The organism is Bradyrhizobium sp., from assembly GCF_016462955.1.
Taxonomy (GTDB): Bacteria; Pseudomonadota; Alphaproteobacteria; order Rhizobiales; family Xanthobacteraceae; genus Bradyrhizobium.
The window spans coordinates 1-16,098 of sequence record NZ_JAEMSD010000020.1 but is presented as its reverse complement, the minus strand read 5'-3'; the positions used below and the strand labels follow the sequence as shown (position 1 = coordinate 16,098).

Sequence of the window (16,098 nt, the reverse complement as noted above, 5' to 3'; positions counted from 1 at the left end):
TATCATGCCCGCATGGGATGGGCATCGACCGGCGTTCCCGCCGCAAATCCCTCGTCGCTGGCGGACACCAGTAGCCAAGCATCCGCACGGGCGATCGCCTGAAGCGGCCATTCGCCCACGGCAAGCGGCACCCAGGCACGATGTTCCTCCGCCAACAAAGCGATCTCGGCGATGCCGACATTGGATGCGATTTTACGCGCGAGGGGCAAGGTCACCCGTTGGCGCGGCCGACGCGCCGACAGGCGGTCGACCAGTGGCAGCACGAGCGAGAGCCAGGCCCCAAGCGCGGAATCGGGCGAACCGGGCAAGGCGGCGACGGGAACTTGCCCGAGCCGCCCGACCGCGGCAGTGCGTCCCGGCTGCAGCGCAAGGCCGTGCGCCATCACCTCGCCGCGCTGGGCCAGGGCCGTGATAACAGCGTCCCGGCGACCGACGCCGCTACCGCCGACCGTCAGAAGGAGATCGCAAAGGGACGCATCGAGCGCATCGGCAATCGCTGCGTCGTCGCGTGCCCGAGCTTGTCGCATCTCCACGTCCAGTCCCGCAGCGCGCGCGATCCCGGCGATCATATGCATCGTTGCCGTTCCGCCCGGCACGTTGACGATGCGCAGCCGCGGCCGCCTGATGCGAAGCTTGTCCAGGCCAGCAACGCGCGCAATCAGAAGATCGGCCGCAGCAATAGGACGGCCCTCGGCGCCGGCCGGCGTGCCTTCCGCGATGTCGTTGCCAGCACGCCGGACGCCCTGTCCGGGCACACCATCCACCTGCACCTGGACAAGCGGCCCCGACACCTCCATGGCATCGGCATCGAGCACGCAGTCGCATCCCGCCGGCATCGCGTCACCGACCTCGACCCACGGCGGTACTTCTTTCAGGAGCAGCGGCGCGTAAGCGGACGCGCCGACGAGATCATTGGCGGAAAGCGCCCAGCCGTCCGCGGCGGCAACGTCGCGTGACGGACAGGCCGCGAGCAGCGGAGTGCCCGTCGCGATACAGCCGATCGCGTCCGCCAGCGGCACCTCCACCGGCGCGACGGGATCAACGCCTCGCAGCAATGCAGCGAGCGCGGTGTCGAGCGGCGTCAGCGATGGCGGCAGGCGCTGGGTCATGCGCCATGATGGACCATGCATCGCCTGCTTTGGCAACCGTCGGCGATCCCGGACTCAGCCGCCGGACCTGTCCGAATTGGGGAAGAACAGCTGCTGCCCGTCGACCTTGTAGCCGGCGATCGCCGTCTGCCCTTCCGGCGACGTCAGCCAGTCGATGAAGTCCTGCGCGAGGTTCTTCTTCACGTTGGGGAACTTCGCAGGGTTCACCAGCATCACGCCGTACTGGTTGAGCAGGCGCCTGTCGCCTTCGACGACAATGTCGAGATCGCCGCGATCTTTGAAGGCGATCCAGCTGCCGCGATCCGCCAGCACATATGCATTTGCGGCGCGCGCTGCGTGGAGCGCCGAGGCCATGCCCTGCCCGGCCTCGCGATACCAGGCGCCCTTGGCGGCGGCGATGTCGATCCCCGCGACGATCCAGAGCGCGAGTTCCGCGGCGTGGGTGCCTGACCGATCGCCGCGCGTCACGAATGGCGCGCCCTTGGCTTCGATCGCCTTCAGCGCCGTCGCGATGTCCTTCCCCTTGACACCCGCGGGATCGCTCTTCGGCCCGATCAGCACATAGTCGGTGTACATCACGTCGTAGCGTCTCACGCCAAACCCGTCGGCGACGAACTTCTCCTCCACAGGCCGCGCGTGCATCAGCACGACATCGACCTCGCCCCGTCGCGCCCCGTCGAGCACCTCGTCGGCGCGCCGCGCGATCACGGTCACCTCGATGCCGGTCTTGTCGCGGAAGATCGGCAGCAGATAGTCGAGCAGACCGGACTCCTGCGTCGCGGTCGTCGTGGCAAGCACGATACTGCGGTCGTCGGCCAACGACGTCGCGGCCCCCGCGACGAGGCCGCAGAGAAGCGCGAAGGCGACGGACAGGCGGGCCATGATCAAGTTCCCATTGGCTGTGACGTCATCATGATGATCGATTGCGCCGCACTCGTGACGCGCTTTGCACTGTCTGTCCGGGAAATATAGGCAACGGGAAGCTTCGGGATCGTTCACCAAAGGCGGTAATCGCGTGCGCAGATGTGTTGCAAAGCAGCGAGATGATCGGGCATGGTCGCCGCGGGCAAAAATCTGAAATGCAGAATTCCACCTGCGTCGGACGTCAAAAAGAAGCAAGAATTTGCATAGGAATGCAGGATGGAATTCCTGACGACCAGCGAGGCCGCCGATTATCTTCGGCTCGGCGAACGCAAGCTTTACGAGCTCGTGACCACCGGTGCGATCCCCTGCAGCAAGGTGACGGGAAAATGGCTGTTCCCTCGGCACGAGCTCGACCTCTGGGTCCTGTCGGGCCTTGCGCGTCCGGCCGGCATGTTGATCGCGGCGCCGCCGCCGGTCGTCGGCGGCAGCCACGACGAATTGCTCGATTGGAGCCTGCGCGAATCCGGCTCAGGGCTCGGATCGATGAGCGAGGGCAGCGCGCGCGGGCTCGAGCGCCTGCAGCGGAACGAGGTCATGGCGGCGGCGGTGCACTTCCACGCTCTCGACGCTTCCGACAATCTCGCCAGCGATGCCAGCGTCGAAACATTGCGGGCCGCTCCCGACCTGCATGATGCGGTGCTGGTCGCGTTCGTGCGGCGCGAAGAGGGGCTGGTGCTGCCGCAGGGCAATCCCAAGCGCCTGCACTGCCTCACCGACGTGCTCGCAGCCGGCGCCCGGATGGCAATGCGGCAACAGGGCACGGGCGCGCAGATGCTGCTCGAGGTGCTCTTGAAGCGCGCGGGCGCCTCGATGCGGGATCTCCGCCGCATCGAGACGCCGGCCTTGACCGGCCCTGACCTTGCCGAGATCGTCCGCGCCGGCCAGGCCGATTGCGGGATCGCGACGCGCGCCGCGGCGCGCTCGGCCGGGCTCGATTTCGTGCCGCTGGCCTGGGAGAATCTCGACCTCGCGATGCGGCAGCGCAGCTATTTCCGCCCCTCCATGCAGGCCTTGCTCCGCTTCCTGAACGAACGGCGGCTGCGCCAGCGCGCCGAGGAACTGACCGGCTACGATCCCTCGCCCGCAGGGCTGATCCGCTTCGCGGCCTGACGTTGACGCCCGCCCCCAAATAGTTGCAAAAGAAACCAATTCAGCCGGGGGCACACCCGGATGCAACACCGGCCAACGCGCCGGCTCAGGGAGCAGAAACGTGAATCCAACCAGATTTGGGCTGCCGGTCGCGGCTGCCTTGGTGACAGCATTGCTGCCGGGTGCCGCAATGGCGCAGCTTTCCGATGACGTCGTCAAGATCGGCGTTCTCACTGACATGAACGGCCCGGCCTCCGCGCCGACCGGCCAGGGCTCGGTCACCGCCGCGCAGATGGCGATCGACGATTTTGGCGGCACCGTGCTCGGCAAGCCCATCAGCGTCGTGATCGGCGACCACCAGCTCAAGGCCGACATCGGCGCCTCGCTGGCGCGGCGGTGGTACGACATCGAGCAGGTCGATCTGATCGTCGACGTTCCGGTCTCGGCGGTCGGGCTCGCGGTGCAGAACATCGCCAACGAGAAGAAGCGGCTGTTCATCACCCACTCCACCGGCACCGCCGATTTCCACGGCAAGTTCTGCTCGCCTTACGCGATCCAGTGGGTGTTCGACACCCGCGCGCTCGCGGTCGGCACCGCCGATGCCGTGGTCAAGCGCGGCGGCGACAGCTGGTTCTTCATCACCGACGACTACGCTTTCGGCCATTCGCTGGAGCGCGACGCCTCCGCCGTCGTCACCGCCAATGGCGGCAAGGTGCTGGGCTCGGTGCGGCCGCCGCTGGCAACGCCCGACCTCTCCTCCTTCGTGCTGCAGGCGCAGGCCTCCAAGGCCAAGATCATCGGCATTGCCGCAGGCCCCCCCAACAACATGAACGAGATCAAGACCGGCTCGGAGTTCGGCGTGTTCAAGGGCGGCCAGCAGATGGCGGCGCTGCTCGCGCTGATCACCGACATCCACGGCCTCGGACTTCAGGCCGCGCAGGGCCTGCTGCTGACCACCTCGTTCTACTGGGACATGGACGACAAGACGCGGGAATGGTCGAAGCGCTATTTCGCCAAGATGAACAAGATGCCGTCGATGTGGCAGGCCGGCGTCTATTCCAGCGTGATGCACTATCTCAACGCCATCAAGGAGACCGGCACCGACGATCCGCTCAAGGTCGCAGCCAAGATGCGGGAAAAGCCGATCGAGGATTTCTTCGCCCGCAACGGCAAACTGCGCGAGGACAATCTGATGGTGCACGACCTCTGGCTGGTGCAGGTGAAGACGCCGGAGGAGAGCAAGTACCCATGGGACTATTACAAGATCCTCACGACCATCTCCGGCGACAAGGCGTTCGGCCCGCCGGACCCGGCGTGTCCGCTGGTGAAGAAGTGACGATCGCTTGAAGCGATCGTCATTCCGGGGCGGTGCGAAGCACCGAACCCGGAATGACGGCCGCTTGAGGCGACCGTCATCTCACCAGCCCAATCTCGCGGAAATACTTCATCGCGCCGGGATGGATCAGCTCCGGCCTCGGCGCGGCGGCGACGGTGTTCGACGCTGTCGTCTCGCAGGCCTGCGCGAGCTTCTTGCAGAACGCGGCCTCGATGCCGTGCAGCGTCTTCGCCAGGCGATAGGCGACATCGTCGGGCAGGTCCTCGCGCGTCAGGACGAAGCTCCACGACCCCAGCGAGGCGATCGGCGCGGTCTGGTTTGGATAGCTGTTCGCCGGCACCAGCAGCGGCTTGAGGAACGCGTGCTTGGCACGAATGCGCGTCATCTCCTCCGCGCTGGGCGCGATGAAGCGCGCGCCCGAGGCGCTCGAGGCCACCGCGGCAAAGCCGGGCCAGCCGATGCCGGCGCCCCAGAGCGCCGCGACGCGGCCGTCCTCGACCATCGCGGGGCCGTCGCCGGCGCGGTCGAGATAGACAGCCCCAAAGTCCTCGTCCTGCTTGAGGCCGAGACCGTCCAGCACATAGCGCGCCAGGACCGGCAGGCCCGAGCCCTTCGCGCCGAACGCCACCTTCTGGCCGACGAGGTCGCGGATGGTCCTGTAGGGGCTGTCGGCGCGCACCACGAACAGGCCGGGGTTGGAATAGATCGCGGTGAGGATCTTCAGGCGGACCGGCGCGCGGCCGATGCCGGCGAAGGCCTCGTAGGCCGGCTCGCCCGCGACCAGCGCCAGATCGAGCTCGCCCTTCTCCAGCAGCGGGATGTTCTCGGAACTGCCCTTGGTGTTGCGGGGAACGATGATCGCCAGCGGATCGGCCGCGTTCATCAGTTCGGCAAAGGCGTTGCCGTAGAGCGGGAAGCCGCCGCCCGGCGTCGCTGTTCCCAACCTGATCGTCGTGGTCGGAATCGCCGTGCCTCCGGTTTGTGCGGCGGCGGGGCCGGCGAGCAGCGCCGCGCTGATGAGGATCGCGAATCTCATGGTCGCTCCCGGCGGACCTGCGTCAACACCGACTTGCGGCGATATAGGCAGCGACCCGATTTTGTGAAAGCATGGAGCCAACGACAATAAAGCAATGGGAGACGTCATGGTGCGAATTTTGCGTCGCGGTTTGTTCGGGCTCGCAGTCCTGTTTGGTCTTTTCAGCACTACCCCTCCCGCCTCCGCCGCCTATCCCGACCGTCCCATACACTGGCTGATCGGCTTCTCCGCCGGCGGCCCGGTCGACATCGTGGCGCGGATCATGGCGCAGTGGCTATCGGAGCGGCTCGGGCAGCAGGTCATCGTCGAGAACCGCACCGGCTCCGGCGGCAACATCGCCGCCGCCGCGGCGGTCAACGCGCCGCCGGACGGCTACACGCTGCTGTTCGTCGCGCCCAACAACGCGATCTCGACCTCGCTGTACAAGAAGCTGCCGTTCGACTTCCTGCGCGACACCGTGCCGGTGGCGAGCATCATGCAGCTCACCAACATGCTGGTCGTCTCCAACGCGTTCCCGCCGAAGTCGGTCAAGGAGTTCATCGACTACTGCAGCGCCAACCCCGGCAAGATCTCCTATGCCTCCTCCGGCAACGGCACCTCGGTGCACATGTCGGCCGAGCTGTTCAAGGTGATGACGAAGTGCGACATGGTGCACGTGCCCTATCGCGGCTCGGCCATCGCCTTCCCCGACATCATCTCCAACAAGGTGCAGCTGATCTTCGACAATCTGCCCTCGGCGATGGAGCAGGTGAAGGGCGGCAATGTCCGCGCGCTGGGCGTGACCTCGCCGCAGCGCTGGCCGAGCGTGCCCGACGTGCCCGCGATCGCCGAGACCGTGCCGGGCTTTGAATCGGTCGGCTTCTACGGCATCTCCGCGCCGAAGGGCACCCCGCCCGAGGTGATCGAGACCCTCAACAAGGCCGTCGGCGAAGCGCTGAAGGACCCCAAGCTGGTGGCCAAGCTCGCCGAGACCGGCGGCATCCCCAAGCCGATGACATCAGCCGAGTTCGGCAAGCTGGTCGCGGACGAGACCGCGAAGTGGCGCAAGGTGGTGGAGTTCGCCGGGGTCTCGGTGGACTAGGCGGCGACCTCGCCGGCACAAGATTCGAGGGGGCCAACAGGCCCTCTCGAACAAAGTTGCGAAAACAACCCCATGCACAGTAGAAGACTTGAGCAATCGCAGGGGCTTAGCGAAGCGCCACACACAGGCCCCGCCGAACGCCTCGAATCCTTTGACTCGTCGGGCAATACAGTGGCATAATGCGACTATTCCGAATTCACTGACCAACCCGCGCCACGCGTTCGCGCAGCTTGGCGTTCCCCTGGATCGCCTTGAAAACGCTTGAGGATTGCACCCCCGCCTCAGGCCCTGTAAACGAACCGCGCACCGTTGCCGGCCGCCCCTGACGCGGCCGCCTCGCGGCGGGGCCTGTAGCTCAATGGTTAGAGCCGGCCGCTCATAACGGTCTGGTTGCAGGTTCGAGTCCTGCCGGGCCCACTAGTGAGATCAACAGCTTAAAGCAGACCAAAGCGGCGTCGATTTCTTACCGCAATTGCCGCCACAGCTACGACCTCGATGTGTTCGGATCGCCTTGAACACCGACGAGCCTCAAAATAACTGGTTGACAAAATCCGACTTTTTTCGGATAAGGTTGCGCGCGCGCTTGGGCAACCAGAATCGAGGAAAACGTGGACTGCGCCGAAGCCTTTCTCCGAGACCAGATCCCGCTGGCGTTACGGACCTTCATTCCCGCCACGCTGAAGACTGCATACGAAGCCGCCGCTCTCCTTATCAAGGATGAGCCAATCCTGAACGTCACGAGCGCCCAGGACAACAGAGGCCGCATCATTCAATGGGCCGTCGATCTCGGCTTCGAGCGGCTTTGCATGAGTGGTCAGTGGCCATTCGATTTCCGGTGGCGCTGGTTTGAGCGCCCGACCGGCCGGTATCTCGAAATACTTCCTTCACACTCCGCAGTGACGATAAGCCAAGTCGCTGACCCTTCGAAGCAACCCCGAGACGTAGCGTTCCGAGCAAACAAGCGGTTGAATGGACAAGGCTGGCTGGCGGGACTGAAGCCAGAAGGCGAAGACGCCGGCGGCGCCCCGCACATCTTGCTGTTCCACGGCTATCAAACCCTGAACTTCGCGCACCTCGGGTTGCCCCGGGAGGATCAGCAGAAAGGGTACCACTACCGCTCGCCCAATCTGATGCTGCTGCCACACGTCGTGAGTTCGCCCGAGCCGCCGCCTGAAGACACTGACATCGAAGCTGTGGTGACCCTTAAAGAAGAAATCGACAAATGGCGTAGAGACAATGGGGACCAATAGAGTAGTTCAGTTTCCCTCTCCCGCCGCCCGAGCGCACCAAGCCGGGCGGCTTTTGATTCCATCAAAGCTGCGCGATGCGCGGAAAGTCGCAAGATTGTCGCAAGGCGATCTTGGCGATCGCATCGGTGTGTCTCGACAGGCGATCTCGGCCTACGAGCGTGGCGACAAATCGCCGGAGCCTGCCACATTCCAAAAAATATCCGATGAGCTTCGCCAGCCTGTAAATTTCTTCACAACTCCTGACGGACCTGCGTTCGGATCCGCAGGCGCCCGCTTCTATCGTAAATTCGGACCTGAAACGCTTCGTCGAAACGAAGCGACCGCGGTCTTGGGCGACTGGTTCGTGCAAACGGCACGATACTTCGATGGCCTTGTCAACTACCCGCTCCCTTCTCTGCCGGAATGTGCTCCCGCTAGTTCCTCAGGCCGTTACGAATTCGAGGAGATCGATGAGATCGCTCTCAGTCTTCGGAAACTATGGGGGCTTGGTCCTGGCCCGATCTCCAACGTGCTGGCTTTGTTGGAAGCAAAAGGCATCGTCATCTGTCGGTACGAAATGCAGGGCGAGAACGTCGAGGCATTTTCGTTCTGGAATGGAGCGCGACCATTCATATTCATGGCTTCCGAGAAGGAAGCCGGTGTCCGATTGCGGTACGACCTGGCACATGAGCTAGGTCATCTCATTTTACATAGATGGGTCGAGCAGTCCGACCTCGAAGATAAGACCACGCTAAAGGCAATTGAAGCCGAGGCCGACAAGTTCGCGGGAGCCTTCCTGCTACCCAGCAACTCGTTCCCGAACGAGGTATACACCACGCGCCTGGACGCCTTCGTGCCACTCAAAGAACGATGGAAGGTATCCATTCAAGCTATGGTCTATCGATGCCGCGATCTTGACGTTATCGACGGCGATCAGGCGCTAAATCTCTACAAGCAGATATCTTTCCGGCGCTGGCGCAAAAAGGAGCCACTTGATGATCCTCGCAAAATCCCGATTGAGCAGCCTCGCCTGCTAAGGAGAGCGGTCGAACTTGTGCTGGAGAGCGGGAAAAAGCACCCCGAAGACATTCTGAACGAACTCGCTCTGAGCGCTGGATGGATCGAGACCTTCTGTGCTCTCCCGCCCGGAACTCTGACGGGTCGTGGTCAATCTCCTGTTGAGCCGACACTCAAATAGGCTGGCTCATGCGGAGATTGGTAGCAAGTACTCGCCCTTTGACCAACAAACTGGCGCTCTCACAAGCGCCGCGAAGTGCGGCAGTCCGTCCGGCTTAAATACTTCCGACCTTGTGTCGGTGGCCTCGGTGAAGAGCTGAAGCGAGCGCGCGAACTCCTCCGCCGTCGATCGCTTTATTTCCTTTCCGAACCTGCCATGTCGCTTTCTGCGCACACTTCACTATCCCGCAGCAAAAAACTCGCCGCGGAGGTCAACGTAGGCAGAAGTTAGGGCAGGCCATCTGTCGCATTCGGCGAGTATTCGTTGCCGGATGCGCCTTCAAGTCGCATTGATCAGTTTGAAATTTCTGCGGGGAATGGCCGAGCTTCGATGACCAACCTTTAGGGAGTGACGGCCATGCTGAAGTTCCTTTCTGTCCTTTTTATTTCCTTCTCAATTAGCAGCGCATCTGCCCAAGTTCAGCGGATGAACCCTGGGGAAACGGATGCTCAAGGTCGACGGATGATGAATGATGGCGAGAAAGTAGGTGGCGGCACTAAAATGACGCCGGGACAGCCAGGGCCGCACGGGACGAAACTGCTAGGTCCAGGGGAGTCGCACGGGTCCGTCAAGATGATGCCGAAGAAGCAATAGGCTTAACGCTGGAAGCTGACCGCTCCATCAGTTGCGCCAAGCCATCTGAGCCCCGGGATATATTTGAAATGCGGCTAGACCGAGCGCGATAGTCGCTCGATCTGCCGCGGATTCAAACTATCCGCCAAGATTACGGTGACAGTGCACTAAATCGTTTGAGACAAGAGTGCACTTTCAATGCATTTCAGGAGGGGCAACTGCAGAGCCAGGACCGCACCAACTCGCAGTCGATTTCAGATATTGCAGTTAGGTGGGGCCGGGCCTTATATTGGGCTTGAAAAGGTCCTCCATCATGACCACCCACGTCCTGCAATTCGTCGAACTCTCGGATTACGGTGACAGTGCTGGACTGCACCCCTGAACTGTGACACGATAATTACAGTGACAGGCATTTCGAGGATGACCTGTGGCAGGACGAGGAAAGAAGCGTCAATTTCCGACAGCTTACAAAATCAAAGCGATCAAACGGGTCGAGCGGGGCGAAGGTGTGCTCCCCGTGGCTCGCGAACTTGGAATCTCCCGCAAGAGTCTCCATGACTGGGTCAAGGCCTGGAAGGCCGATGGGCCGGATGGATTGAACCGGAAGCCGGGACCCAAGCCAGGCCCTCGCAAACTCATACGACGACAAGCGTTCTGCCCTCGCGCGGGCAAACGCCCGCATTGCCGAGCTCGAGCGGCTGGTGGGCCGCCAGCAGATGGACCTCGATTTTTTTCGGAACGCCTTGCGGGCATTGGACCGGCCGGCAGCGCAAGGCAAACCCGCATCCGCATCATCGAAGTCATCCAAGCCATGACCTCGGAGAGAACCAACGCCAACGCCGACGTGTAGCGCTTGTGCCGCCTCGCGGGCCTGCCGCGCGCGACCTACTACCGGCATCTCAACAGGCGCAGTCGTGAGGTGGCCGAGTGCGAGCTGCGTGACCAGCTCCAGCGCATTTGCCTCAAGCACCCTTTCTACGGCTATCGGCGGGTGACAGCCTGCCTAAGACGCCAAGGTATGGTCGTAAATGCCAAGAAAATCCTGAGGCTTATGCGCGAAGACAACCTGCTGGCGCAGCGCAAGACGCCGTTCCTGAAGCCGCCTGCGCAGCCGCCAACGGGCGTCCTCGTCGTCCCCAATCTGGTGCGGGGCCTGGTGCCGTCCGCACCCGACCAGATCTGGGTCGCCGACATCACCTATGTCCACCTTGCCAAGACCTTCGCCTATCTCGCCGTCATACTGGATGCATTCTCCCGCAAGGCCGTCGGCTGGGCCTTTGAAGACACCCTCGATGCCTCTCTCGCCATCGCCGCGTTGGAGAAGGCCCTCGACGCTCGAAAACCGAAGCCCGGTAGCCTGATCCATCACTCCGATCGCGGCGTGCAATACGCTTCCATTGCCTACCGCCAGCAGCTCGCCGACCGCGACATCACCATCAGCATGAGCAGGCCAGGAAACCCCTTCGACAACGCCAAGGCCGAAAGCTTCATGAAAACCCTCAAGGCCGAGGAGGTCAACGGCATGCCTTCGCCGATCTCAACGACGCCCGTCGCCGTATCAACAGCTTCATCGCGGAGGTCTACAACAAGGAGCGCCTGCACTCGGCGCTCGGATACCAATCGCCCCTTGAGTTCGAAACCGCCTTCGCGCAAAACAATGCGCAGTAAGGCATCGTGACAACCCCGCTGTCACTGTAATTATCGTGTCTCAGTTCAGGGGTGCAGTCCAGTGCACTCAACTACATCCCCTTGTGGGTAACCTTCGGTTGCAGATTGCCTGAGGGATCTTCTTCGTTAATATCCGGCCGTTGGCGCGGGAAGATCAACATGTGTTGTGTTCCTGCGACACGTGCGGAGAAGGGTTACTTCATCGCCGACCGAATGCTGAACTATGCGACGATCCAATGCACACGGATCGGGGAAGAGCGAGATTGCCCGCGCCAACGCCACCACTACCGCCGCTCCTCCAGACCATCTATCTACCCCGTCAGCTCGCTTCAGCGATCGGCCTCAGCTTTCGACGGTTCGCCTATATTGTTTACGTTATTCCGGGCACGCTGAAGTACCGCCAATTCAATCTTCCGAAACGCAGCCGCGGCGAGCGGCTGATCGAGGCCCCGCGATGGCCGCTGCTCAGAATTCAGCATGCACTACGACCGCTCGTCGACGAGCTGTACCGACCTCGGGGTGTCGTGCACGGCTTCCTAAAGGAACGAAGCATTCTGACGAATGCCCGCGTCCATCTTAAAGCCAGATGGGTGCTTAGTCTCGATCTGCAGGACTTCTTCCACTCGGTCACTTTTGGCCGCATCAAGGGGCGGCTGGAGGCTAATCCATTCAATTTAACAGCGCCCATCGCCCACGCGCTTGCCAACGCGGCGTGCGTTTCAGGGAGGCTGCCGCAGGGCGGCGCCCTCTCGCCAGTGCTATCGAACATGGTGGCCGACCGACTCGATGGGGAGCTCAGCAGACTCTGCCGGAAGTTTCGATGCCGATACACACGTTACGCCGATGACATAACCATCTCTACCGGCGCATCAAAATTTCCTCACGCGCTCGCACATCTCGATGACAGCGAAAGACCTACTTTGATTATCGGTGATGCGTTGCGGAGCGTAATCGAGAGCAACGATTTCAAACTGAATGAAAGCAAATCGCGGCTCAGTGGACGGGGAAACCGCCAGGAAGTCACGGGCCTGATCGTCAATGAGAAGCTGAACGTGCCGCGGACGTTCGTGCGGCAGATCAGGGCTATGATGCATGCCTGGGAAAAATTTGGCCGGGAAGCCGCTGAAGAAGAGCACCTAACCAAATGGAGGAAATCCGAAGGACGCCTGCGCAAGCACGATCAGGATGATTTTGAATTTATTCTGCGCGGAAAACTGGAGTTTCTGAAATCGGTGCAAGGCGAAATCGAGCCTGTCTGCAGAAAGCTCCTCCTCCGCTTTAACGGCCTCCCCGACAGGCGAACCGCAGCTTTCAGATTGCTCCCTGCCTCATCAATCGAACTATTGAAGGCGAGTACCTACTGCCTCGACATCGTAAAGTATGTTGGTCCGTCGACCGGCGGTTCAGCGCCCGTGCGCGAGCATTTCACAGGGACCGCGTTCTTCTTGAAAGGTGTCGGCCTGGTGACCTGCGAACATTGCACCGGCGACGAGATGCAAATCTATCATCCCGATCGCAAACACATGAAGTATCGTGTGCGGCCTCTTAAAGCTGACGCGCTGGCCGACGTTGCGATCCTCGAGGTTCTCGACACCATGTTGCCTCCACCAAGCGTCGAGCTGGAGGCTTCGGCAACCGCGGCTGCAATAGGAGATGAGGTGCGGGTCGCCGGCTTCCCCGCAAAATTTCCGGAGGGGTCAATCTCAATAGCGAGAACCGAAGTGATCGCGACCTATGACCGTTCACGACATCCAATATGGATGGGTGACACAACCGTGCGCTATCTCATCGAGAAAGGTATTCCTGACGGCGTATCCGGCGGCCCCGCATTGGATGCGCGTGGAGCAGTGATCGGCCTCGGCGCCAAAGGACCATCGGAGGGTGATCCGCTGGTGCCGTGCGAGGTCATCCCTATCTCCGCGGTACAAAGGCTTCTGTTTTCACTTCCGAATGCATCCGGTCCGGGAGCGTTCAACGCGCATCGTTCCACGTATAGCGGGGAGGGGTAATCAGTCGATTTGGCTTCTCTTGACGGCGCCTTCTCAGTCATTCCGGCTCAACTCGGCGGCCCGTCGTTAACCCAGCGAGGCACTGAAGCTGTGGACTGAAGCTGCCATTACGGCGACAGTGCACGAAATCGTTTTAGACAAGAGTGGTACTTTCAATGCAATTCAGAGGGTAACTGCGGAGCCAGGATCGCACCCACTCGCAGTCGATTTCAGATATTTCAGTCAGGTAGGCCGGGCCTTATATTGGCCGGGCCTTATATTGGATTACGGTGACAGTGCACTCAATAATCAGCCCCTTCAGGGGGCTTGCGATCGACCGCTCGCTCGGCGCCGTTCCTCACTCCCGGCTCAAGACGCGTTCGCGTTAAGCGGGCTTCGCGGCGGCGCTCTCGGCGCTCGCGCCTCGGCTTGGCCCGGTACGCTGCCTGCGGCAGCGGGGGAAGCGGCGCAATCTCCAAGACCGGCTGCGACGTCTCATTGACCAGCGATGCCAGGCTCGGCTCGCTTGGTGCCGGCGGGCTTCCATGAACTCCAATATGTCTCGCCCCTTGGACGCTAGTCTCCAGCCAGTGCACTAAATTGTCGATCGCTTTTGACGTGGCCGATAAGACGCACGCCATTTGCGAGAGTTGACAGTTATGGACCAATCGATCCAGTATAATTCCAATGGCAAGACCCGTCGAATTTGACCGTGTAAAAGCGCGCGATAGGGCATTGGCACTGTTCTGGCGCAAGGGATATCTGGCCACGTCCCTCGCAGACCTGACAGCGGCCACAGGCCTGAGCCGTAGCAGTTTCTATGCGAGCTTCGGTGAGAAGCGCGCCTTGTTCATTGAATGCCTGGACCTGTTTGCCGAACGAACACGGCAGCTTCTTCTGGACGCGCGCACAACTATGCCGCCGGTCGATGCGATCGAGCACTTCTTTGCGCACAGTTTCGATGGAGTCGGCGCGGTACGCGACACGTGGGGCTGCATGATGGTGAACACTGTGCTGGAGGCTGCCGGTGTTGATGATGGCCTTCGTTCGCGAGCGAGCGATCTGTTGCAGCGCATGAATGCCTTGTTCGTCGACACCCTGGTCGCTGCAGGACTTCCACTCTCCGATGCCGAGATTTGGGCGGACATCATCATGACGCTCAACGAGGGACTGCGTGTCGAGAGCCGGCGCCGTGTTCCTGGCGACCGCCGCCGCGTACAGGTTCGGACCATGATCGGCATGCTTCGTGTCGCCATCGCAACGTCGTCACCTCATATTGGCGACCGTCGCAACCCGAGGAGAACGTCATGACTATCACCGCCCTGCGTACTGAGGACAACCGGTTCAGCAATCTGCCGGGCTACGCCTACAAGCCAAACTACATGTTTCCTTTGCGCACAAAGCCGTCGCTGAGAATGCACTATATCGACGTTCCGCCTACCGGCGCTTCGAATGGCCGCGCAGCCCTATGTCTTCACGGGCAGCCGACCTGGTCATATCTTTATCGTAAAATGATTCCTGGTCTGACGGCTGCCGGTTACAGGGTTATTGCACCCGATATGTTTGGCTTCGGCCGATCGGACAAGCCGCGAGAGGAGGCAGTCTACACCTTCAATTTTCACCGCGACAGCCTGATTGCGTTCATCGAAAGCCTCGATATCCAACGCATTACCCTCGTGTGCCAGGACTGGGGCGGCTTACTCGGCCTTACGATCCCCATGGACATGCCGGACCGCTTCGAAGCGTTGCTCGTCATGAATACCACTCTCGGTACGGGCGATGGACCTCTCACTCAGGGCTTTCTGGATTGGCGCGCTTGGAACAACAAGAACCCGGATATGCCGATTGCGGCCCTCATGAAGCGTTCGACACCGATCCTCTCGGACGCCGAAGCTGCGGCGTATGAGGCCCCGTTTCCGGATGCCACCTTCAAGGCCGGCGTACGTCGCTTCCCCAATCTCGTGCCTGATCATCCCGAGGCAGAAGGCGCAGCGCTGTCGCGCCGTGCGAGAGAATGGTGGTCTACCGGGTGGTCCGGTCGAACGGCGATGGCGATCGGCGAAAAGGATCCTGTGCTCGGCCCGCCCGTCATGCTCGCTTTGGCAAAGATGATTCGTGGATGCCAGGCTCCGTTACACATCCCTGAGGGCGGGCATTTTCTACAGGAATACGGCGAGCAGGTTCTGGCGGGCACGCTGCCGCTCCTGAAGTAAATGCATTCTTCTCGGAGTCCGCAATCGACATGTGCGCGCCCGAGCTCCGTTGCTCTTCATTCACGGGGCCGGAGGCAATGCCGCGAGCTGATGGCAGCAATTCGCCGCCTTTACCGTCGCGACTGGGCGAGTTTGCGCAGCTGTTTGCCGGCGGGTTCAGGACGCGTTCGCCCTTGCCCGTTCGCGGGCTTCGCGGCGGCGCTCTCGGCGCTCGCGCCGCCGCTTGGCGCGGTCAGCTAGCTGCGGCAGCGGGGGAAGCGGCGCAATCTCGAATGCCGGCTGGGACGCTTCATCGACCACGGATGCCGGGCTTGGCTCGCTCGGTGCCGGGCGGGCTTCCATGAACGCCAAGACATCTCGCCCCTTGGACGTCAATCGCCAACCACCGCTGATGCGCTCGACCAGCCCTTGCGAAAAGATGTCGAGGTCCGGCACCCGGCTGGCGAGACGCTTCGTGCGGTCGGCCCAATCGCGGCCACTGGTTGCCAGGATGGCCATGTCGCGCTTGAGGTCTTCCATGACGGCAAAGCCGTCCGGATAGCTCACCAGGATCTTCAATACCGTCACCTGGAAATTCACGCCCCGCGCCCCGCTCTGGATCAGTCAGCGCCAGAG

Annotated in this window: 14 protein-coding genes, 1 tRNA gene and 1 pseudogene; 12 read left to right on the top strand and 4 right to left on the bottom strand. The window is 61.8% G+C overall.

Annotated elements, in window-relative coordinates; genetic code table 11:
* Window positions 1-2 precede the first annotated feature (2 nt).
* Together JHD07_RS04215 and JHD07_RS04210 are read right to left on the bottom strand one after the other, a co-directional pair.
* Window positions 3-1,109: a molybdopterin-binding protein gene (locus JHD07_RS04215; RefSeq protein WP_291619310.1), complete on the bottom strand. Its 1,107-nt coding sequence runs from the start codon at window positions 1,107-1,109 to the stop codon at window positions 3-5.
* A gap of 54 nt (window positions 1,110-1,163) precedes the next feature.
* Window positions 1,164-1,997 (bottom strand): substrate-binding domain-containing protein, encoded by an 834-nt coding sequence (locus tag JHD07_RS04210; protein WP_291619308.1) that lies wholly within the window; start codon window positions 1,995-1,997, stop codon window positions 1,164-1,166.
* Between the two features lie 252 nt (window positions 1,998-2,249).
* On the opposite strand from JHD07_RS04210, the gene JHD07_RS04205 reads away from it, so the two are divergent.
* A complete protein-coding gene (locus JHD07_RS04205) occupies window positions 2,250-3,143 on the top strand; it encodes a helix-turn-helix transcriptional regulator (RefSeq protein ID WP_291619306.1) in 894 nt (297 codons plus the stop codon).
* Window positions 3,144-3,243: 100 nt separating this feature from the next.
* Complete coding sequence (locus tag JHD07_RS04200) at window positions 3,244-4,458, top strand: ABC transporter substrate-binding protein (protein ID WP_291619304.1); 1,215 nt, start codon at window positions 3,244-3,246, stop codon at window positions 4,456-4,458.
* Window positions 4,459-4,534: 76 nt separating this feature from the next.
* Here the strand turns inward: JHD07_RS04200 and JHD07_RS04195 are convergent, their stop codons facing one another.
* Window positions 4,535-5,494, bottom strand: coding sequence for a TAXI family TRAP transporter solute-binding subunit (locus JHD07_RS04195; protein WP_291619302.1), 960 nt, complete (start codon window positions 5,492-5,494; stop codon window positions 4,535-4,537).
* A gap of 106 nt (window positions 5,495-5,600) precedes the next feature.
* Here JHD07_RS04195 and JHD07_RS04190 point away from each other — a divergent pair, with 106 nt between their 5' ends.
* The 10 genes and pseudogenes from JHD07_RS04190 (at window position 5,601) to JHD07_RS04145 (ending at window position 15,483) form a co-directional block, all read left to right on the top strand.
* Window positions 5,601-6,575: a tripartite tricarboxylate transporter substrate binding protein gene (locus JHD07_RS04190; protein ID WP_291619300.1), complete on the top strand. Its 975-nt coding sequence runs from the start codon at window positions 5,601-5,603 to the stop codon at window positions 6,573-6,575.
* Window positions 6,576-6,919: 344 nt separating this feature from the next.
* Window positions 6,920-6,992 (top strand) — tRNA-Ile (locus tag JHD07_RS04185).
* A 191-nt stretch (window positions 6,993-7,183) separates the two neighbouring features.
* Entirely contained in the window at window positions 7,184-7,825 is a 642-nt protein-coding gene (locus tag JHD07_RS04180; RefSeq protein WP_291619298.1) for a hypothetical protein, read from the top strand.
* On the top strand, window positions 7,812-9,002 hold the full coding sequence (locus JHD07_RS04175; RefSeq protein ID WP_291619296.1) for an XRE family transcriptional regulator: 1,191 nt from the start codon (window positions 7,812-7,814) through the stop codon (window positions 9,000-9,002). The genes JHD07_RS04180 and JHD07_RS04175 overlap by 14 nt, the downstream gene beginning before the upstream one ends.
* Before the next feature lie 396 nt (window positions 9,003-9,398).
* Entirely contained in the window at window positions 9,399-9,635 is a 237-nt protein-coding gene (locus tag JHD07_RS04170) for a hypothetical protein (RefSeq protein ID WP_291619294.1), read from the top strand.
* 406 nt (window positions 9,636-10,041) lie between these two features.
* Window positions 10,042-10,464, top strand: a complete 423-nt coding sequence (locus JHD07_RS04165; protein ID WP_291619292.1) for a helix-turn-helix domain-containing protein — start codon at window positions 10,042-10,044, stop codon at window positions 10,462-10,464.
* A 3-nt stretch (window positions 10,465-10,467) separates the two neighbouring features.
* Window positions 10,468-11,282 (top strand): annotated as a pseudogene (locus JHD07_RS04160) (IS3 family transposase).
* Window positions 11,283-11,545: 263 nt separating this feature from the next.
* Window positions 11,546-13,291 carry a reverse transcriptase domain-containing protein gene (locus JHD07_RS04155; protein ID WP_291619289.1) on the top strand — a complete coding sequence of 582 codons (1,746 nt, stop codon included), beginning with the start codon at window positions 11,546-11,548 and terminating at the stop codon, window positions 13,289-13,291.
* A gap of 714 nt (window positions 13,292-14,005) precedes the next feature.
* Complete coding sequence (locus tag JHD07_RS04150) at window positions 14,006-14,581, top strand: TetR/AcrR family transcriptional regulator (RefSeq protein ID WP_291619287.1); 576 nt, start codon at window positions 14,006-14,008, stop codon at window positions 14,579-14,581.
* The gene (locus JHD07_RS04145) at window positions 14,578-15,483 is read left to right on the top strand and encodes a haloalkane dehalogenase (RefSeq protein WP_291619285.1); all 906 of its coding nucleotides are present in this window, start codon (window positions 14,578-14,580) and stop codon (window positions 15,481-15,483) included. The genes JHD07_RS04150 and JHD07_RS04145 overlap by 4 nt, the downstream gene beginning before the upstream one ends.
* A gap of 156 nt (window positions 15,484-15,639) precedes the next feature.
* Here the strand turns inward: JHD07_RS04145 and JHD07_RS04140 are convergent, their stop codons facing one another.
* Window positions 15,640-16,062 (bottom strand): hypothetical protein, encoded by a 423-nt coding sequence (locus JHD07_RS04140; RefSeq protein ID WP_291619283.1) that lies wholly within the window; start codon window positions 16,060-16,062, stop codon window positions 15,640-15,642.
* Window positions 16,063-16,098 lie beyond the last annotated feature (36 nt).